Genomic DNA, 19,268 nt, shown 5'->3' with positions numbered 1-19,268 from the left:
GTGACCGCGAAGACGTCACCGGAGGCGCCGCTCCCGATCAGGTCGGTGCTGCAGATGGTCGCCCAGTGGATCGGCAAGCTGGGCACCATCTGGGTCGAGGGGCAGATCACCGAACTGACCGCCCGCGGCGGCACGGTGTTCCTGACCCTGCGCGACCCGGTGGCCAACGTCTCCGCGCGGGTCACGTGCACGCGGAACGTGTACGAGGCGAGCGTGCCCCGGCCGGTGGACGGGGCACGGGTGGTCATGCACGTGAAGCCGGACTTCTGGGTCAACAAGGGCTCGTTCTCGTTCACCGCGACGGAGATACGGCCGGTCGGCATCGGGGAGCTGCTGGCCCGGCTGGAACGGCTCCGCCAGGTCCTGGCCGGTGAGGGCCTGTTCAACGTGGACCGCAAGAGACGGCTGCCGTTCCTGCCGTCCACGATCGGCCTGATCTGCGGGCGGGACTCCGCCGCCGAGCGCGACGTCCTGGAGAACGCACGCCGCCGCTGGCCGGCCGTCCGGTTCAAGGTCGAGGCGGTGGCCGTCCAGGGGCCGTACGCCGTCGGCGAGGTCACGGACGCGCTGAGCAGGCTCGACTCCGACCGGGAGGTCGACGTCATCATCGTGGCCCGCGGCGGCGGCTCGCTCGAGGACCTGTTGCCCTTCTCCGACGAGTCGCTGGTGCGCGCGGTCGCCGCATGCCGTACTCCTGTCGTCAGCGCCATCGGCCACGAGCAGGACAGCCCCCTGCTGGACCTCGTGGCCGATGTGCGGGCCTCGACCCCGACCGACGCGGCGAAGAAGGTCGTCCCCGACGTCGGCGAGCAGCTGACGCTCGTCCGCCAGCTCAGGGACCGCGGCCGCCGCGTCGTCGGCGGCTGGGTCGAGCGGGAGCTGTCGTGGCTGGCCTCGGTGCGCTCCCGGCCCTCCCTGGCCGACCCGGTCCGGGAGCTGGACCGCCGGGCCGAGCAGGTGGACGCCCTGCGCGAGCGGTCCCGGCGCTGCCTCACCTCGTCCCTGGACCGCTCAGCCGACTCGCTCGAGCACCTGCGTGCCCGGCTGGTCGCGCTGTCGCCCGCCGCCACGCTGGAGCGTGGCTACGCCATCGCGCAGCGCGCCTCCGGCGAGGTGGTACGGCTGGCCCGCGACGTGAAGCCCGGCGACGAGCTGACGGTCCGCTTCTCCGACGACCGGGTGACCGTCGTCGCCCGAGACTGACGCCTCAGACGATGATCCGCGTCCCGTAGTCCTCCAGCCAGCTGTTGAACTGGAGCAGCCCCTCCAGTGCGGCCCTGGGGCCCTGGAGGCTGGTGGCGGCCATCGGCTCGGCGAGGATGGCCCGCACCCTGGCGGTGTCGACCAGAGGCTCGGCGGCGAACCCTCCGCCGTCGAGCAGCCGGGCGGTCTCCTCGCGCAGGGCCAGTTCGTAGGTGGGATCCTGCGTGGACGGGTAAGGACTCTTGACGCGGTCGCGGACCGACACCGGCAGGACGTCCCCCGTGGCCGCCCGCAGGAGGCTCTTCTCCCGGCCGTCGAAGGTCTTCATGCTCCACGGGGCGTTGAAGACGTAGTCGACCAGCCGGTGATCGCAGAAGGGCACCCGGACCTCGAGTCCGACGGCCATGCTCATGCGGTCCTTGCGGTCGAGCAGGATCTGGACGAACCGGGTGAGGTGCAGGTAACTGACCTCCCGCATGCGCTTTTCCAGGCCCGTCTCGCCGGCAAGCAGGGGCACCTCGGCCATCGCCTGCTGGTAGCTGTCGGCACGGTAGGCGGGGATGTCGAGCTTGCGCAGCAGTTGCTCCTCGAGGAAGTGCCCCCTACTGGTGTGCCCGGCGAGGCCCACGCCCGCCAGCCACGGGAACGTGCCGGCGTTGACGGCCTCGGGGTCGTGGAACCACCTGTACCCGCCGAACACCTCGTCGGCCGACTCACCGGACAGGGCGACCGTCGAGTGGCCGCGGATCGCCTTGAAGAGCAGGTAGAGCGAGGTGTCCATGTCCCCGATGCCGATGGGCAGGTCACGCGCCCGCAGCACGGCGTCCCGCACGGCCGGATCCATGAGATCGGCCGAGTCGAGGATGATGTCCGCGTGTTGTGAGCCGACGTGCCGCACGAGGTCGTGCACGTAGGGGGTGTCCGGCGTGTCACGCATCTCGTCGGGCTTGAAGTTCTCGGCGTATCCGGTGAAGTCGACCGAGAAGGACCGGACCTTGCCGTCGCCTTCCAGCGCCCGTGCGGCGAGCGCGGTCACGGCGCTGGAGTCGAGCCCTCCGGACAGGAGCGTGCACAGCGGCACGTCGGAGATGAGCTGGCGGGTGATGATGTCGTCCAGGAGTTCGCGGACGGTCCTGACCGTGGTCTCCAGGTCGTCGGTGTGCTCGCGGGACTCCAGCTGCCAGTAGCGGCGCTTGCTCAGTCCCCCTCGGCGGATCCGGACGATCTGGCCCGGGCGCACCTCGTACATGCCGCGGAAGACGGCGTTCTCCGGTGTCTTGACGAAGGCGAGCAGCTCGCGCAGCCCGTCGGCGTCGACGACCGGCCGCACCAGCGGGTTGGCCAGGATCGCCTTGGGCTCCGACCCGAAGAGCACGCCGGTGGGAGTCGGGTAGTAGTACAGGGGCTTGATGCCCATCCGGTCGCGGACCAGCAGCAGTTCCTCGCGCCTGGTGTCCCAGATGGCGAAGGCGTACATGCCGTTCAGGCGGGAGACGAAGTCCTCGCCCCACTCCAGGTACGCCTCGAGGACGACCTCGGTGTCGCTGGCGGTGCGGAATCGGTGGCCCCGCTGCTTGAGCTCGTCGCGCAGCTCGTGGAAGTTGTACGCCTCACCGCTGTAGGTCAGGACGGCGATCGGCCGGCCGTCCTGCTCGGCGATCATGGGCTGGCGGCCGCCCTCGATGTCGATGATCGCGAGCCTGCGGTGTCCGAGGGCGGCGTGCGGGGAGAGCCACAGTCCTTCGGCGTCCGGCCCTCGGCAGGCCATCGTGTCCACCATGGCCTGCGACGTCCCTCGTTCCCGCTGGAGATCTCGCTCATAGTCGACCCAGCCGCTGATTCCACACATCGTCGAGTCCCCCGACTTCGTCGTAGTGGTTAGCCGTGCTAACTGAAAAACGTTCAAATATGGAGTTTTATGCCCATACCGGACACTCATCATTCCGAAGTCAGATGACCTCTAGGGTGGGGGACGTGGCTGAGGACAAGCAGACGCCGTCGTACGAGCAGGCCCGGGAAGAGCTGACCGAGGTCGTGCGCCGGCTGGAGACGGGCGGGCTCACGCTGGAGCAGTCGATCGAGCTCTGGGAGCGGGGCGAGAAGCTGGCCGCGCTCTGCGAGGAGTGGCTGCAGGGCGCCCGCGTGAAGCTGGCGGCCGCGATGGCCCAGCGCCAAGAGCCCCAGGCGAACGGGCCCGACGAGGCGCCCTTCTGAGGGGCGGCCCCCAGCCTGCCGACTTGAGGCGGGCTCCGCAGCGGGCCGAGTCTGGAGCCTGAGCGAGGTACGGCTCCTCAGCCGGCCGCAGCGGGCCGGGTCTGAGGCGCGATGCGCGATGCGCGATGCGCGATGAGGTGCGGCTTCTCAGCCGGCCGCGGCCGGCTGAGTCTGGGGCGTGAGCGAGGCGGCCAGATCCGTCAGCTCCTGCCAGTCGGCGGAGCCGGTGACGACCACCGCGTGGGTCGGCTGGATCTGGACGAGAGATCGCTGGTTCTTGTCCGAGCGGAACCGCTCCTGCCAGGCCGTGCCGTTGATCTCACGGCTTCCGGTGACCTTGTCGGTGTTGGCCATCCGGTTGGCGAACTCGGCCGCGGGCTGCTCGTTGCTCTGGGCGACCAGGGCGTGCATCTGCTTGCCGGTGGCGAAGCCCAGCCGCCAGGTGACGGTGGACCCGTTCTGGGTGAGCGACGAACTGTTGGGCACCCAGTTCTGCGGAACCTGCCGGGGCGCCTCGATCGGATACGAGGCGGCGCGGACGGCGTTGGCCTGGTCGATCGAGTAGTCGACCTTGGGCACGTGCTGCGTCCCGCTCTGCGGCGTGACGAGCAGAAACAGCCCGACCGCGGCGAGGCACACGAACAAGGCGAACGCGTAGCCGTAGAAACCCTGGGTGAATCGTCCCACGTAACCGCAGATTACCCGGTCGTGCGGGCGATGATGAGAAGAGCGTCCTCGGCCAGCTTGCGGGCGGCCTCGGGATCCTCGGAGAGAGTGACCTCCTGGACGACGGCCGACAGGGCGCCGGTGACCACGATGACCAGGGTGTCCTCGTGTTCGAACAGCGCCGCCGTACGCCGGGCCCACTGGCGGAGCCGATCACGCATGATGACCTCGAACCCGGGAGGGGCGTCGCCCCGCAGGAAGAGCGCGGCGAGGTCGCGCTCCGCCAGGCATCCGTCGAGGTAGGCCCGCGCTCCGGCGAGGAACAGGGGCATCGGCTCGTTCTCCCCCGCCGCCCGGGCGTCCTGCACCGCCTGCCGGGTCCGCTGCGTCTGCCGGTGCTGGAACTCCTCGAAGAGCGTCAGATAGAGGTCGGCCTTGCCGGAGAAGTGGTGGTAGAGGCTGCCCACGCTCGCCCCCGCACGTGCAACCACCTCGGTTACACCGGCCTCGGCGAAACCGCTTGTGACGAATATCTCCCTGGCGGCGTCGAGAAGCGCACCCCGCGTGGCGGCTCCACGCTCTGACGTGCGTACTGTTACCGCTCGCTCGGTGTCGCTGCTCATGACGGCGACTGTATCCCGCCCCGCCTTCCCTGGGGCACTCCCGGACCAAATGGCCCTTCACCTGCGACGACAGGTCCAGACCAATCGGACAAAGGGGGGTTGAGGGAACTACGATCTCTTGAAGACGGGAAGGGGATCGATGTCCGACCACGTACCGGCCGCCCTGGCTACGGGCGAGCACGCACCTGACCGAAACCTGGCCCTCGAACTCGTACGGGTGACCGAGGCCGCCGCGATGGCCGCCGCCCGCTGGGTGGGCCGCGGTGACAAGAACGGCGCCGACGGCGCCGCCGTCAACGCGATGCGCCAACTGATCAACACGGTCTCCATGCGAGGCGTCGTGGTGATCGGCGAGGGCGAGAAGGACAACGCGCCCATGTTGTTCAACGGCGAGGAGGTGGGCGACGGCACCGGCCCCGAGTGCGACGTGGCAGTCGACCCCATCGACGGCACCCGGCTGTGCGCACTCGGCATGAACAACGCGATCTCCGTCATCGCCGTGGGAGAGCGCGGCTCGATGTACGACCCGTCCGCGGTCTTCTACATGGAGAAGCTGGTCACAGGCCCGGAGGCCGCCGACAAGGTCGACATCGAGGCGCCGGTCGCGGCCAACATCAAGGCGGTGGCCAAGGCCAAGGGCGGCAAGCCGTCCGACGTGACGGTCGTCATCCTCGACCGCCCCCGGCACGAGGGCATCGTCAAGGAGATCAGGGAGACCGGGGCGCGGATCCGGTTCATCACCGACGGCGACGTGGCGGGCGCGATCATGGCGGCCCGCGCCGGGACCGGCGTCGACCTGATGCTCGGCGTCGGCGGCACCCCGGAGGGCATCGTGGCGGCCTGCGCGCTGAAGTGCCTGGGCGGGGTCATCCAGGGCAAGCTGTGGCCCCGCGACGACAACGAGCGCGCCAAGGCCCTCGACGCCGGGCTCGACCTCGGTCAGGTGCTGACCACCGACGACCTGGTCCGTTCCGACGACGTGTTCTTCGCGGCGAGCGGGATCACCGACGGCGAGCTGATGTACGGCGTGCGGTTCAAGGGCGGGGCCGCCGTGACGAACTCGCTGGTCATGCGGGGCCGGTCCGGCACGATCCGCAAGATCGAGAGCGAGCACCGGCTGTGGAAGCTCGGGGCCTACAGCGCGATCAACTTCGACACCGCGGTCTGAGGGACGGCGCAGCTTGAGGGACGGCGCAGCTTGAGGGACGGCGCAGCTTGAGGGACGGCGCAGCTTGAGGGATGGGCGTCAGGTCCGGCGGAAGAGCCCCTTCCTGGGGCGCCGCGGCGACTTGGCCACGACCTTGCCGCCCAGCACGAATCCCGCCAGCTCGATGACGGGCGCGTCCGGCGCGTGGCCGGTCGCGCCCGGCGGCAGCCGTACCTCGTCGCGCACGGAGCCGACCCGCGCCGACGGGGCGGTCACGATGCGCACCCCCTCGGGGACGATCAGCGTGACCGTTCCGGCCATCACCGCGAGCTGGACCACCACCCGGCGTGACTGCAGCAGGGCCTCGCACAGGTCCATCGTGACCCGGCCGCCCAGGGACGTCACGGGGACGTGCGAGGGGACGACCCAGCGGCCTCCACGGGTTTCGCTGCGGAAGAAGGCCGTCAACGGGCGGCCGTCCATCCGGAGCGGCTGCTCCTCCGGAGGGAGCAGGTCCGCGGTCAGCGCGGCGAGGTCGCCGAGCGTCCGGGCGGCGTAGGCCTGCGCGACGCGCTCCTCGTGCTCGGGATGGCTCAGCCGGCCGTCGGTGACCGCGTCCGTCAGGACCGCGATCACCCGCTCTCGGTCCGCGTCGGACGCCCGCAGCTCCTCGGTGGGAGCCGTCTGTGGGCTCCGCGAGGCGATGAGGGCGGACAGGAGGTTGTTCAGCCGGGATTCGCGGGACTCGCTGCTCACATCTTCGAGACTAAACCGATTCAACGGGTCGATCACCGGCCATTGACCGCGTGGTCCACGACTCCTAGTCTGACGGAACTTGAACCCCCCTCATGTTCGCGGAGGCCTCGGTGCCCCAATCTCGCGACCGGCGGGCGCGTCTCGCCACCTTCGCCGTCTTCTTCGTCCAGGGCCTCACGTTCGCCACCCTGCTCACCCAGGTCTCCGCGCTCCAGAACAAACACGGGCTGACGGACGGCGAACTGTCGATCCTGCTGCTCGTGGTCCCGGTCATCGCGGGAATCGGCAGCGTGGTGGCGGGAAGTCTCGCGACGCGGTTCGGCAGCCGCTGGATTCTCAGGTTCGTCCAGCCGCTCGCGTGCGTGGCCGTCGTCCTGGCCGGCGCCGCCCCCAACGTCCCGTCGCTCGTGGCGGCCAACGTCCTGTTCGGGCTCAGCCTCGGCGGGGTCGACGCGGGGATGAACATGCAGGGCGTCACCGTCGAGCGCCGGTACGGCCGGCCCATCTTGACGGGCTTCCACGCCCTGTGGAGCGCGGCGGCCGTCATCGGAGCCCTTTGGGCCTCCGCCGCCGGCGGCATGGATCTCTCCCTGCCGGTCACGTTCGCGATCGCCCTGGCGCCCGCCGTGGTCATCTCCCTGATCGCCTCCACCTGGCTGTGCACGCCGGAGGAGGAGCACGTGGAGGTGGCGGCCGCCGACGCCGGGCCCGGGGTCCCGTGGAAGGCGATCATCCCGCTGTGCCTCGCGATGGCCTTCCTCTACGTGGGCGACGCGTCGATCTCCAACTTCGGCTCCGTCTTCATGGACAAGGTCATGCACGCGACGGCGGCGGTGGTGCCCCTGGCGCTGGGCGCCTACCAGGCGACCACGTTCGTCGTGCGGATCGGCGGCGACCTCGCCGTACGCAAGTGGGGACCCGCCATGATCGTCCGGATCGGCGGCGCGGTGGCCACGCTCGGCTTCGTCGCGATCGTCCTCGCACCCTCCGAGCCGCTGGCCATCGCCGGATTCGCGCTCACCGGGATCGGCCTGTCCGTCGTCGCCCCCCAGTCGTTCTCGGCCGCCGGCCGCCTGGACCCGGCGGGGACCGGCGTGGCGATCGCGCGGGTCAACATGTTCAACTACGTGGGCTTCATCGTCGGTGCGGCCCTGGTCGGCGGCATCGCGGACGCCTCCGACTACCGGATCGCGTTCACCGCGCCGCTCGTGCTCGCCGCCGTGATCATCCTGCTCGCCCGGGGATTCCAACCTCGTACGGCTCCCGCGGTGACGGCGCCCGCAGCCCCCTGAGACAGCCCCCAGCCACCCCTGACGCGGCCCTCCTGAGGCAGAGCCTGAGTCGGCCCTGAGGCGAGCCGCGTGAGAGGGGGCGCGCCGGCCGCCTCCACGGGTCACCCGACGCGCTCGGCGACCTCCTCGACCGCCCGCAGGATGCGGTGGGCGGGCAGCCGCGCGAATCCGATGACGAGCGCCGGGGGCCGCCTCCGAGCGCCCTCCCCCGTCACCGGCTCGACGCTCAGCCCCGCGGCCCTCGCCGCCTCGGCGACGGCCTCCAGCCGGCCGTCCGGCAGTTCGGCGTAGAGGTGGAGCCCGGCGGAGATGCCGTGCACCGTGACTTCCGGAAGATGCTCGGCGAGGGCGTCCACCAGCGCGTCCCTGCGCACCCGGTACTCCCTGCGCATGCGGCGCAGGTGCCTGTCGTAGCCGCCCGACGCGACGAGGTGGGCGAGCACGTGCTGGTCGATCACGGGAGAGCCGAGGTCGAGCTCGCCCCTGGCCCGCCGTACCGAACCGGCGATCTGCGGCGGCGCCACCATCCAGCCGAGCCGCAGCCCGGGGGCGAGCGACTTGCTGACGCTGCCCGCCAGGACGACCCGGTCGGGGGCGAGTCCCTGCAGGCAGCCCACGGGTTCCCGGTCGAACCGGAAGTCGGCGTCGTAGTCGTCCTCCAGGATCAGCGCCCCGGTCCGCGACGCCCAGGCGATCAGCTCGGCCCTGCGGCGGGGTGACAGGACGACTCCCGTCGGGTACTGATGCGCGGGGGTGAGGAGGACGGCCTCGGCCCTCGTCCTCGCCAGGTCCTCGGCGACCATGCCCTCCTCGTCGACGGGCACCGGGATCAGGTCGGCCCCCGCACGTGCCAGCAGCGGAAGCTGACGCGGGCTCGTCGGGTCCTCGACGGCGAGGGCCACCCTGCGGCCCGCCCTCTCCGACAGGACGCGGACGACCAGGCTGAGCCCCTGCGCCATGCCGGTGACGACCACCAGGTTCTCCGGGGTCGCGTCCGCGGCGCGCACGCGGCGCAGATAGGGCGCCAGCTGCTCGCGCAACTCGGGGACGCCGCCGGGGTCGCCGTAGTCGAACGCGTCGTTGGGCATCGTGTTCAGCACATGCCTGATCGCCGCGAGCCACGCCCGCCGGGGGAACGCCGCCAGGTCGGGAGAGGTCGGCCGGTGCCCGTAGTACGGCGCGGCGGACTCGGGCCTGTCACCCGCGGCCGCTGAGGCCTGGCTGGGCGCGGCCGCCACCCGGGTGCCCGCCCCGACCCTCGCCTCGAGGAAGCCTTCCGCGACCAGCTGCTCGTACGCCTCGACCACGACACCGCGCGACAGCCCGAGGTCCCGCGCGAGGTCCCTGCTCGCCGGAAGGCGGGTGCCCTGGGCCAGGCGCCCCGAGCGGATCGACTCTCTCAGCTCGCGGGCGACCTGCCCGGCGAGCCCGCCCGCGCTCCGGTCGAGGGTGAGATGCAGGTCGGCCATTGGTACTCGATTCCGCTGCCCGATTGGACCCGTTCAGTGAACCATTGGCTTCCTAACATCTCCACACGTGACCTCACTCATCGAGTCCGCTCCCCGTCGCACGACCAGATCGGCCGTGGCGGGCGCGACCGCGGCCATGTTCATGGTGGGCACGCTGGCCGGCGTCTCCGGGATCATCTCCGGCTACCCCCTCTACGGCGGCCAGGCCCTGCGGTACGCGCTCGCCGCTGTGATCTTCTTCGTCATCGTCCGGATCAGGAGGCCCGCACGGCCGGCGCGACTGGGGCCGGCCGTGTGGGGGCTGTTGTGCGCCCTGTCGCTGACCGGCTTGGTCGTCTTCAACGTGTGCGTGATCGAGGCGACCCGCTCGTCGGGACCGGCTCTGGTCGGGACGGTGCTGGCGACGGTCCCCCTGGCGCTGGCCCTCCTCGGCCCGCTCGCCGAGGGGTCGGGCCCCGCCCGCCCTTCGCTTCGCGTGGTGGTCGCGGCGCTCATCGTGGTCGCGGGTGCCCTACTAGCCGTGGGGTTCGGCAGCGGGAACCTGGCGGGCCTGCTGTGGTCGCTCGGCGCCGTCACCTGCGAGTTGTGCTTCTCACTGCTCGCCCTGCCGCTGCTGCCCGTCCTGGGACCGGTGAGGACCTCGGCCTACTCGACCGCTCTGGCGGTTCCGCTCCTGCTGGCCATCGGGCTCGTGGTGGACGGACAGGCGATGTTCAGGACGCCCACGCTCCCGGAGGTCGCCGGACTGGGTTACCTCGGACTGATCGTGACGACGGTTCCGTTCCTTCTCTGGTACGGCGCGCTGCCCCGGCTCGGCGCCGACCGCGCCGGCCTGTTCGCCGGGATGATCCCGGTCGGCGCGATCAGCACCTCGATGATCCTCGGCCTCGGCCTGCCGTCGGCGGCGGACCTCGCCGGCGCGGCCGTCGTCATCGCCGGGATTTCGCTCGGGCTTCGGACGACCGGTTCGAACGCTCGTCGCGGATCTCGTGCAGCACGATCGCGAGCAGCGAGAACGCCAGCGCGACCATGATCCCCGCACCGAAGAAGATCATCATCATGACCTCGGTCCCCATGGCCTCCCCCCTCGTGCACTTAGTACCAATTATTCCGTTTTGCGCCCTTATTCACCTATAAATTCGATCAAAACAAGGGCGAAGCGGAACCGCGACTGCAGAGCCGTACGCTGTGGGGAAAACGCGATGACGCAAGGGACCGAGGATGCCCGAGTTCGACTACACCGACCTGCTGCCGCTGGGCCCCGACGAGACGGAATACCGCCTGATCACGACCGAGGGGGTGCGCGTCACCGAGGCGGCGGGACGGAGGTTCCTCGAGGTCGATCCGGAGGCCCTGCGCCTGCTCACCGAGACCGCGGTCCACGACATCTCGCACTACCTCCGCTCCTCCCACCTCGCCCAGCTGCGGAAGATCGTCGATGACCCCGAGTCGAGCGGTAACGACCGCTTCGTGGCGCTCGACCTGCTGAAGAACGCGAGCATCTCGGCCGGAGGCGTCCTGCCGATGTGCCAGGACACCGGCACGGCGATCGTGATGGGCAAGCGCGGCAGGCACGTCCTCACCGACGGGAACGACGCCGAGCACATCAGCCGCGGCGTGTACGACGCCTACACCAGGCTGAACCTGCGCTACTCCCAGATGGCCCCGCTGACCATGTGGGACGAGAAGAACACGGGCGACAACCTGCCCGCCCAGATCGAGCTGTACGCCGAGGACCCGGCGGGTCATCCGGACGAGTACAAGCTGCTGTTCATGGCCAAGGGCGGCGGCTCGGCCAACAAGTCGTTCCTCTACCAGGAGACCAAGGCCGTCCTCAACGAGAAGCGGATGCTCCAGTTCCTCGAGGAGAAGATCCGGTCCCTCGGCACCGCCGCCTGCCCGCCGTACCATCTGGCGATCGTGGTGGGCGGCACCAGCGCCGAGTTCGCGCTCAAGACCGCCAAGTACGCCTCCGCGCGGTATCTGGACTCCATCCCGACGGAGGGCTCCCCGAGCGGCCACGGCTTCCGCGACCTCGAGATGGAGAAGAAGGTCTTCGAGCTCACCCAGAAGCTCGGCATCGGCGCCCAGTTCGGCGGCAAGTACTTCTGCCACGACGTCCGGGTGATCCGACTGCCCCGGCACGGCGCGTCCTGCCCCGTCGCGATCGCGGTCAGCTGCAGCGCCGACCGCCAGGCCCTCGCCAAGATCACCCCGGAGGGCGTGTTCCTCGAGCAGCTGGAGACCGACCCGGCGAGGTTCCTCCCCGACACGACCGACGAGCACCTGTCCGACGACGTGGTGAAGATCGACCTCAACCGGCCGATGTCCGAGGTCCTCGCCGAGCTCACGAAGTATCCGGTGAAGACGCGGCTGTCCCTCACCGGGCCGCTCGTCGTGGCCCGCGACATCGCCCACGCGAAGATCGCCGAGCTGCTCGACCAGGGCGGCGAGATGCCGCAGTACCTCAAGGACCACGCCGTCTACTACGCCGGCCCGGCCAAGACGCCCGAGGGGTACGCCTCCGGGTCGTTCGGGCCGACCACGGCCGGGCGCATGGACTCCTACGTCGAGCGCTTCCAGGCCGCGGGCGGGTCCATGGTGATGCTGGCCAAGGGCAACCGGTCCAAGCAGGTCACCGACGCGTGCCGGGAGCACGGCGGCTTCTACCTCGGCTCGATCGGCGGCCCCGCGGCCCGGCTGGCCCAGGACTGCATCACGAAGGTGGAGGTCCTGGAATACCCGGAGCTCGGCATGGAGGCCGTCTGGAAGATCGAAGTGGTCGACTTCCCGGCGTTCATCGTGGTCGACGACAAGGGTGAGGACTTCTTCACCGACACCACCGGGCCCGTCCTTACCATCGGCCGGCGCTGACCTGCGTTCGGCAAGTCAGAACATTTGACAGAAGATCTCAACAATTTCCCGGCATGGTCTCTACAGGTCATGTGGCACGAATCGGTAAGCTGCCACCCATGCGTGCGCCGTCCGGATACCAGTTAGCCGCGCGCTACCGGCTCGTGGAGCCGGTCGGCCGCGGCGGCATGGGCACGGTTTGGCGTGCGCGCGACGAGCTTCTCGACCGCGACGTGGCTGTCAAGGAAGTCCGGCTGCCCATGGTCCTCGACGAGGACCTGCGGGCCGAGTTGTGCGCACGCACCGAGCGTGAGGGCCGGGCCACCGCCATGGTGGCCCATCCCTCCGTCATCACGGTGTTCGACGTCGTCACCGAGGACGAGCGCCCGTGGATCGTCATGGAGCTCCTCAAGGCCCAGTCCCTCGAGGAGATCATCAAGCAGGAGGGCCCGCTCGACCCGCGACGGGTGGCCGACATCGGCAGGCAGGTGCTGGGCGCGCTGCGCGCCGTCCACGCCAAGGGCATCCTCCACCGTGACGTGAAGCCCAGCAACGTGCTCGTGACCGAGGACAGGGCCGTGCTGACCGACTTCGGGCTGGCCGCCCTGGAGGGTGACGTCTCCCTCACCCAGGCGGGCATCGTGCTCGGCTCGGCCGGTTACATCGCCCCCGAGCGGGTGCTGGGCGACAAGGCCAGCCCTGCGGCCGACCTGTGGTCGCTCGGGGCGACGCTCTACACCGCGGTCGAAGGCCGCGGCCTGCACGGCCGCCGTTCGGCCGCCGCCGCCCTGGCGGCCCTCACCAGCGGCGCCCCGATCCCCATGGAGCGGGCGGGCCCGCTCGCGCCCGTCCTTCGCGGGCTGCTCCAGATCGACCCGGCCAGGCGGCTCGACGCGGTCCGCGCCGCGGTGCTCCTGTCCAGGATCGCCGCCGGCGGGAGAGGCGACGAACTGAGCCTGCCGCAGCAGCACCGGCCGGTCCGTCCCGCGGCCCCGACCTCGGCCCCGACCTCGGTGCCGACGGCTTCGCGCAAGCCCCAGCACCGCGGACAGCACCGGGCCGAGCCACGGCCCGCGCCACGCGTCGCTCCGCGGAGCTATCCACGCGACCCGCAGGACTCGGGCCCGCACCAGACCAGGAGCTATCCCCAGAATCCGCGCCGCCCGGCCGAGGGAGTGCACCGCAAGCCCAGCGGGCCCGCCCGGCACAACGCCGTCGGCGTCCCGGTGATCCAGCGGCTGGTGCAGGTCATCGCCATGGTGCTGCCGCGTCGGTACCGGCCGAAGAAACTCAAGTGACCGGAAAGCGCGCCTCAACCGAGAATCGCTATCTTTCTTAATATGCCGGAACAGCAACCGCGGCTGATCGCCGGTCGGTACGAGCTGATCACGCCGATCGGCCGGGGCACGATGGGCACCGTCTGGCGCGCCTACGACCACTCGCTCGCACGCGTCGTGGCGGTCAAGCAGATCCGCCAGGACCCTGGGCTCGGCCGCGCCCAGCAAGAGGAGTTGCGGGAGCGCATGATCCGCGAGGGCCGCATCGCGGCCCGGGTGCGCCACCCGTCGGTCGCCACGATCCACGACGCCATCGAGGTGGGCGGCAGTCCGTGGATCGTCATGGAGCTGATCGAGGGGCGCTCGCTCGAGCAGGTGATCGACGAGGAGGGGCCGCTGCCGCCGCGGCTCGTCGCCCAGATCGGCTACGACCTGCTGGGGGCGCTGCGGGCCGCGCACGCCCAGAACATCCTCCACCGCGACGTGAAGCCCGCCAACGTGCTGCTGACCGACGCGGGCCGGGTCGTCCTGACCGACTTCGGCATCGCCAAGGCGCCCGGCGACAGCCCCCTGACACGGACCGGCATGGTGATCGGCTCGCCGGGTTACACCGCGCCGGAGCGGGCCAGAGGCGACCACACCGGCCCGGAGTCGGACCTGTGGTCGCTCGGGGCGACGTTGTACTTCGCCGTCGAGGGACGGCCCGCCTACGAACGGGGGACGGTCCAGGAGACGCTGGCCGCCCTCATGACGGAGACCGCCGACCCGCCCACCCAGGCCGGCCCGCTGCGTCCCGTGCTCGACGGCCTGCTCGACAAGGACCACACCACACGGCTGTCGCCCGACAGGGCGGCCTCGATGTTGCGGACGGTGGCCGAGACCCCGTCAGGCCGGGCTCGGCCCTCTGCGGCGCCCTCAGGGGCTCCCCGTACGGCTTCGCCCGCGCGCCCCGCGCCGCCCTCCGCCCAGCGGCCCGCGCCGCGGCGCGGGGACGACGAGGGGACGATGGTGATCAAGCGGCCTCCGACCGGTGCTCCCGGCCCCGCGTCCGCCTCCTCGCCACCGCTCGCCCCGGCGTCCCCGCCGTCGGCCGCCCCGCCGGTTCCTCCGGCATCCCCGCCGCCGGCCGCCCCGCCGTCCCCCGTGCCTGGCCCCGCGCCCGCCCGAGGCGGCTCGGCCGGCCCGTCCGAACACGAGACGACGGTCCCCGGCAGGGTGCCGCCCGGCCGTCCCCTGCCGCGGGAGGGCTCAGGCCTCCCCCAGGGCGGCCGGCCCGCTCCCCGGCCTCCGGACTCCCGCCCCGTCCCGCCGCGACCTCCCGTGCCGGGGACAGCGGGCCCCGTCGCGCCTGGGCCGGCCGCCGGCCCTGCCGTGCCGAGGCCGCCGCAGGTTCCCGGTCCGCCGTCCGAACCCGTGCCTCCGGCGCCGCCCGGTGACCGCGGGCTCGGCACCGACCTGTTCGCGATGAGAAGCGAGCCCACCCAGCCGCAGACGGACGGCAGGACACGCCTCCTCACGGTGCTCGCGATCGCTCTCGTCGCCTTCATCGTGCTCGCCGCCGTGGCGGTGGCGGCCTTCGCCGCCGGTCCCGGCGGCACTTGATAGGACTGGACGCATGGACGATTTCCGGATCGAGCACGACTCCATGGGCGAGGTGCGGGTCCCCGCACACGCGAAATGGCGGGCGCAGACCCAGCGGGCCGTGGAGAACTTCCCCATCTCGGGCCGCGGGCTCGAGCCCGCGCACATCTCCGCACTCGGACGGATCAAGGCCGCCTGCGCCACGGTCAACGCCGAGTACGGAGTCATCGACAAGGACCTGGCCGCGGCGATACGGGACGCCGCGAACGAGGTGGTGGAGGGGCGCTGGAACGACCAGTTCCCCGTGGACGTCTTCCAGACGGGCTCGGGCACCTCCTCCAACATGAACGCCAACGAGGTCGTCGCCACGCTCGCCGAAGAGCGGCTGGGACGGGCCGTCCATCCGAACGACCACGTCAACGCCGCCCAGTCGTCCAACGACGTGTTCCCCTCCTCGATCCACGTGGCCGCCACCATGGCGGTCGCGCACGACCTGACCCCGGCGCTGGAGCACCTCGCCTCGGCGCTGGAGGAGAAGGAGTCGGAGTTCTCCGGGGTGGTCAAGTCCGGCCGCACGCACCTCATGGACGCCACGCCCGTCACGCTCGGCCAGGAGTTCGGCGGCTACGCCACCCAGATGGAGCTGGGGATCGAGCGGCTGCAGAGCGTGATCCCGCGTCTGGCCGAACTCCCCCTCGGCGGCACGGCGGTCGGCACCGGCATCAACGTCCCCGCTCCCGACTGGGCGGCCACCGTCATCGCGGAGCTGAGCCGCACGACCGGCCTGCCGTTCATCGAGGCCAGGAACCACTTCGAAGCACAGGGCGCCCGTGACGGGCTGGTGGAGCTTTCTGGCGTGCTGCGGGTGATCGCGGTCTCCCTCAACAAGATCGCCAACGACCTCAGGTGGATGGGCTCGGGTCCGCGCGCCGGCCTGGGCGAGATCAACCTCCCCGATCTCCAGCCGGGTTCCTCGATCATGCCGGGCAAGGTGAACCCGGTCATCCCCGAGGCGGTCACGATGGTGGCCGCGCAGGTCGTCGGCAACGACGCGACCATCGCGATGGCCGGGGCCTCCGGCGCGTTCGAGCTCAACGTGATGCTCCCGGTCATGGCGCGCAACGTGCTGGAGTCCATCCGGCTGCTGGCGAACGTCTCGCGCCTGCTGGCCGACCGGTGCGTCAGCGGGATCACCGCCAACGCCGACCGGCTCAGGGAGTACGCCGAGTCGTCCCCGTCCATCGTCACCCCCCTGAACCGGTACCTCGGTTACGAGGAGGCCGCGAAGATCGCCAAGCAGGCGCTCGCGGAGCGCAAGACGATCAGGCAGGTCGTGGTCGAGCGCGGCCACGTCGCCGACGGCACGGTGACGGAGGCGCAACTCGACGAGATCCTCGACGTGCTGTCCATGACCCGGCCCACATAGGGGGGCGACGATCTATGTCTGCCGACCCCATGGGCCGGACCGGCCGCGATTCCTAGGGTGAATCGTCATGAGCCTTGATGGGCGTACCGCTCTGGTGACGGGCGCGGGCAGCGGCATCGGACGGGCCTGCGCCCGCCGGCTGGCCGGCGAGGGCGCGCACGTGATCGTCGCGGACGTGAACCGTGACGCCGCGAAACAGGTGGCGGCGGAGGTGGGCGGCGTCCCCCTCATCGCCGACCTGTCCGATCCGGCCTTCCTCACCACCTGGAAGGACCAACTCGGCGGGGAGGTCTCCGCCGACATCGTGGTCAACAACGCGGGTTTCCAGCACGTCGCGCCGATCGAGGAGTTCCCTCCCGAGACCTTCTCGAAGATCCTCCGGGTCATGGTCGAGGCGCCCTTCCTGCTGGCCAGGGCCGTGTTGCCCGGCATGTACGAGCGAGGCTGGGGACGCGTCGTCAACATCTCCTCGGTGCACGGCCTGCGCGCCTCGCCGTACAAGTCGGCCTACGTGACGGCCAAGCACGCGCTGGAGGGCCTCTCGAAGGTGATCGCGCTCGAAGGGGCGCCGCACGGCGTCACGTCGAACTGCGTGAACCCCGCCTACGTCCGCACCCCGCTCGTGGAGAACCAGATCGCCGACCAGGCGCGGACCCACGGCATCAGCGAGGACGAGGTCGTGGAGCAGATCATGCTCGCGCCGGCGGCGGTCAAGCGGCTGATCGAGCCCGACGAGGTCGCCGCGATGGTGGCCTACCTCTGCGGCCCGCAGGGGTCGTTCATCACCGGGGTGTCGATCCCGCTCGACGGAGGATGGAGCGCGCGCTGACGTGAACGTCTACCTCGAACTCCTGGTCAGGGAGGCTTCGGCCGTGGAGTTCGAGGGGCCGGTCCTGCAAGCCCGCGCGGCCGGCGCGGACTCAGCGACGCTCGACGAGCTGGAACAGGCCAAGGTCGCGGCGCTCAAGGTCCGTGCGATGTTACGCAGGAGGGCCAAGCGGGAGGCCGAACTGTCCGCGCTGTTCGACACGGCGAGCGACCTCGCCGGGCTGACCGACCTCGACGCCGTGCTCGAGGCGATCGTCCACCGTGCCCGGCTCCTGCTCGGCACCGACATCGCCTACATGACGCTGAACGACCCCGAACACGGCGACACGTACATGCGGGTGACGGACGGGTCCATATCCGCACACTTCCGGCGGGTACGGCTGGCCATGGGCGCGGGACTCGGCGGTCTGGTCGCCCAGACGGGCATGCCGTACAACACGGCGGACTACTTCGACGACCCCCGCTTCCGGCACACGAGCACGATCGACGAGGCGGTGCACGAGGAGGGCCTGGTGGCCATCCTCGGCGTGCCGCTCCGCATCGGCGCCCAGGTGATCGGCGTGCTGTTCGCCGCCAACCGCAGCGCCCGGCCGTTCCTGCAGGAGGAGGTGGCGCTGCTGGTCTCGCTGGCCGCGCACGCCGCCGTCGCGATCGACAACGCCAGGTTGCTGCAGGAGACCAGGGCCGCCCTGGCGGAGCTGAGCCAGGCGAACGGCCTCATCCGCGCGCACAGTGAGGCCATCGAGCGCGCGGCGGACGCCCACGACCGGATGACCGGCCTCGTCCTGCGCGGAGGCGGCGTTGAGGACGTGGCGGCCGTCGTGACCGAGGTGCTCGGCGGCAGCCTGACCGTCCTCGACGACGAGGGGCGTCCGCTCGTCGGGCAGGCCGGCGACCTGGACGCCGGAGTCTTCGACGCCGCCCAGTCGTCGCGCGCGCTCGGCCGTACGGTCAAGAGGGGCGACGCGTTCGTGGCCTCGGTCGACGTCGGCGCGGCGCCGCTGTGCACGCTGGTGTTGCGGACGGACAACCCGGTCTCCGACACCGACCAGCGCATCCTTGAGCGGGCGGCCCTGGTGACCGCGCTGCTGCTGCTGTTCAGGCGCAGCGTGTCCGAGGCCGAGGGCCGGGTCCGCGGCGAGCTGCTCGACGACCTCATCTCCCGGCCCGAACTCGGCGGCCTGCGCGACCGCGCCCGCAGGCTCGGCGTGGACCTCGGCGCGCCGCACGTGCTGATCGTCGCCCGGCACGACGGGCAGCGGGAGCGCGCCGCGTTCTGGGCGTCGTCGCAGGCGTCGATCGCGCACGGGCTCGCCGCCGCGCGCGGCGACGAGGTCGTCCTGCTGCTCCCCGGCGACAAGCCGGGGCTGATGGCGCGCCGCGCCGCGGCCGACCTGAGCGCCTCGCTGGGACGTCCGGCGACGGCGGGAGCGGCGGCGGGCAGCGCCGCGTCGGTGGCGGAGGCGTACCGCGAGGCCCAGCGCTGCGCCGACGCGCTGATCTCACTCGGGCGCGCGGGCGACGGGGCGAGCGCGGAGGAGCTCGGCTTCGTCGGCCTGCTGATCGGCGAGGGCCGCGACGTCTCCGGATTCCTCGTCTCGGCCCTCGGCCCGGTGCTCGACTACGACACGCGGCGCGGGACCGCCCTGGTCAAGACGCTGACGGCCTACTTCGGCGTCGGGGGTTCGTTGTCCCGCACGGCGGACGCGCTGCACATCCACGTCAACACGGTGACCCAGCGGCTCGACCGGGTGGGACAGCTCCTCGGCGCCGACTGGCAGGAGCCCGAGCGGGCACTGGAGATCCAGCTCGCCCTGAGGCTGCACCGCCTGCGCACCCACATGCCCGATGCCTGAGGTGTGTGTGAAGGCCCCATAGGAGTGACCCGGGTCACTGCGTACGTTGGCCGGAACCCCCCATGCGAGGAGTTCGA

16 protein-coding genes are annotated in these 19,268 nt (G+C 71.2%); 11 read left to right on the top strand and 5 right to left on the bottom strand.

Annotation, left to right across the window (positions count from 1 at the left end; all coding sequences use genetic code 11):
- Complete coding sequence (gene xseA / locus Pph01_RS11160) at positions 1-1,203, top strand: exodeoxyribonuclease VII large subunit (RefSeq protein ID WP_204072943.1); 1,203 nt, start codon at positions 1-3, stop codon at positions 1,201-1,203.
- A gap of 4 nt (positions 1,204-1,207) precedes the next feature.
- On the opposite strand, the gene asnB is transcribed toward xseA, so the two are convergent.
- Positions 1,208-3,052 (bottom strand): asparagine synthase (glutamine-hydrolyzing), encoded by a 1,845-nt coding sequence (gene asnB / locus Pph01_RS11155; protein ID WP_204072942.1) that lies wholly within the window; start codon positions 3,050-3,052, stop codon positions 1,208-1,210.
- A gap of 104 nt (positions 3,053-3,156) precedes the next feature.
- On the opposite strand from asnB, the gene Pph01_RS11150 reads away from it, so the two are divergent.
- The gene (locus Pph01_RS11150) at positions 3,157-3,417 is read left to right on the top strand and encodes an exodeoxyribonuclease VII small subunit (protein WP_204072941.1); all 261 of its coding nucleotides are present in this window, start codon (positions 3,157-3,159) and stop codon (positions 3,415-3,417) included.
- A 147-nt stretch (positions 3,418-3,564) separates the two neighbouring features.
- On the opposite strand, the gene Pph01_RS11145 is transcribed toward Pph01_RS11150, so the two are convergent.
- Together Pph01_RS11145 and Pph01_RS11140 are read right to left on the bottom strand one after the other, a co-directional pair.
- Complete coding sequence (locus Pph01_RS11145) at positions 3,565-4,104, bottom strand: DUF4245 domain-containing protein (RefSeq protein ID WP_204072940.1); 540 nt, start codon at positions 4,102-4,104, stop codon at positions 3,565-3,567.
- Between the two features lie 11 nt (positions 4,105-4,115).
- The gene (locus Pph01_RS11140; RefSeq protein WP_204072939.1) at positions 4,116-4,706 is read right to left on the bottom strand and encodes a TetR/AcrR family transcriptional regulator; all 591 of its coding nucleotides are present in this window, start codon (positions 4,704-4,706) and stop codon (positions 4,116-4,118) included.
- A 139-nt stretch (positions 4,707-4,845) separates the two neighbouring features.
- Between Pph01_RS11140 and glpX the strand changes: the two genes are divergently transcribed.
- Positions 4,846-5,874, top strand: a complete 1,029-nt coding sequence (glpX, locus tag Pph01_RS11135) for a class II fructose-bisphosphatase (protein WP_204072938.1) — start codon at positions 4,846-4,848, stop codon at positions 5,872-5,874.
- A gap of 78 nt (positions 5,875-5,952) precedes the next feature.
- On the opposite strand, the gene Pph01_RS11130 is transcribed toward glpX, so the two are convergent.
- On the bottom strand, positions 5,953-6,609 hold the full coding sequence (locus Pph01_RS11130) for a DUF1707 SHOCT-like domain-containing protein (RefSeq protein ID WP_239116595.1): 657 nt from the start codon (positions 6,607-6,609) through the stop codon (positions 5,953-5,955).
- A 110-nt stretch (positions 6,610-6,719) separates the two neighbouring features.
- On the opposite strand from Pph01_RS11130, the gene Pph01_RS11125 reads away from it, so the two are divergent.
- On the top strand, positions 6,720-7,901 hold the full coding sequence (locus tag Pph01_RS11125; RefSeq protein WP_204072937.1) for an MFS transporter: 1,182 nt from the start codon (positions 6,720-6,722) through the stop codon (positions 7,899-7,901).
- Positions 7,902-8,002: 101 nt separating this feature from the next.
- On the opposite strand, the gene pdxR is transcribed toward Pph01_RS11125, so the two are convergent.
- The gene (pdxR, locus tag Pph01_RS11120; RefSeq protein ID WP_204072936.1) at positions 8,003-9,370 is read right to left on the bottom strand and encodes a MocR-like pyridoxine biosynthesis transcription factor PdxR; all 1,368 of its coding nucleotides are present in this window, start codon (positions 9,368-9,370) and stop codon (positions 8,003-8,005) included.
- Between the two features lie 67 nt (positions 9,371-9,437).
- On the opposite strand from pdxR, the gene Pph01_RS11115 reads away from it, so the two are divergent.
- The 7 genes from Pph01_RS11115 to Pph01_RS11085 all read left to right on the top strand — a co-directional run bounded on the left by Pph01_RS11115 (position 9,438) and on the right by Pph01_RS11085 (position 19,191).
- Positions 9,438-10,403, top strand: coding sequence for an EamA family transporter (locus tag Pph01_RS11115; protein WP_239116594.1), 966 nt, complete (start codon positions 9,438-9,440; stop codon positions 10,401-10,403).
- Between the two features lie 188 nt (positions 10,404-10,591).
- Positions 10,592-12,244, top strand: coding sequence for a fumarate hydratase (locus Pph01_RS11110; RefSeq protein ID WP_204072935.1), 1,653 nt, complete (start codon positions 10,592-10,594; stop codon positions 12,242-12,244).
- 98 nt (positions 12,245-12,342) lie between these two features.
- Positions 12,343-13,521: a serine/threonine-protein kinase gene (locus Pph01_RS11105; RefSeq protein ID WP_204072934.1), complete on the top strand. Its 1,179-nt coding sequence runs from the start codon at positions 12,343-12,345 to the stop codon at positions 13,519-13,521.
- Positions 13,522-13,563: 42 nt separating this feature from the next.
- Entirely contained in the window at positions 13,564-15,102 is a 1,539-nt protein-coding gene (locus Pph01_RS11100) for a serine/threonine-protein kinase (RefSeq protein WP_204072933.1), read from the top strand.
- A 13-nt stretch (positions 15,103-15,115) separates the two neighbouring features.
- Entirely contained in the window at positions 15,116-16,507 is a 1,392-nt protein-coding gene (locus Pph01_RS11095; protein WP_204072932.1) for a class II fumarate hydratase, read from the top strand.
- A 67-nt stretch (positions 16,508-16,574) separates the two neighbouring features.
- Positions 16,575-17,336 carry a 3-hydroxybutyrate dehydrogenase gene (locus tag Pph01_RS11090; protein WP_204072931.1) on the top strand — a complete coding sequence of 254 codons (762 nt, stop codon included), beginning with the start codon at positions 16,575-16,577 and terminating at the stop codon, positions 17,334-17,336.
- A gap of 1 nt (position 17,337) precedes the next feature.
- A complete protein-coding gene (locus Pph01_RS11085; protein WP_204072930.1) occupies positions 17,338-19,191 on the top strand; it encodes a helix-turn-helix domain-containing protein in 1,854 nt (617 codons plus the stop codon).
- The last annotated feature ends 77 nt before the right edge of the window (positions 19,192-19,268 follow it).

The organism is Planotetraspora phitsanulokensis (assembly GCF_016863295.1).
GTDB lineage: Bacteria > Actinomycetota > Actinomycetes > Streptosporangiales > Streptosporangiaceae > Planotetraspora > Planotetraspora phitsanulokensis.
Note: the sequence above shows the minus strand (reverse complement) of the source record. Positions and strands in the feature narration are given on the sequence as shown.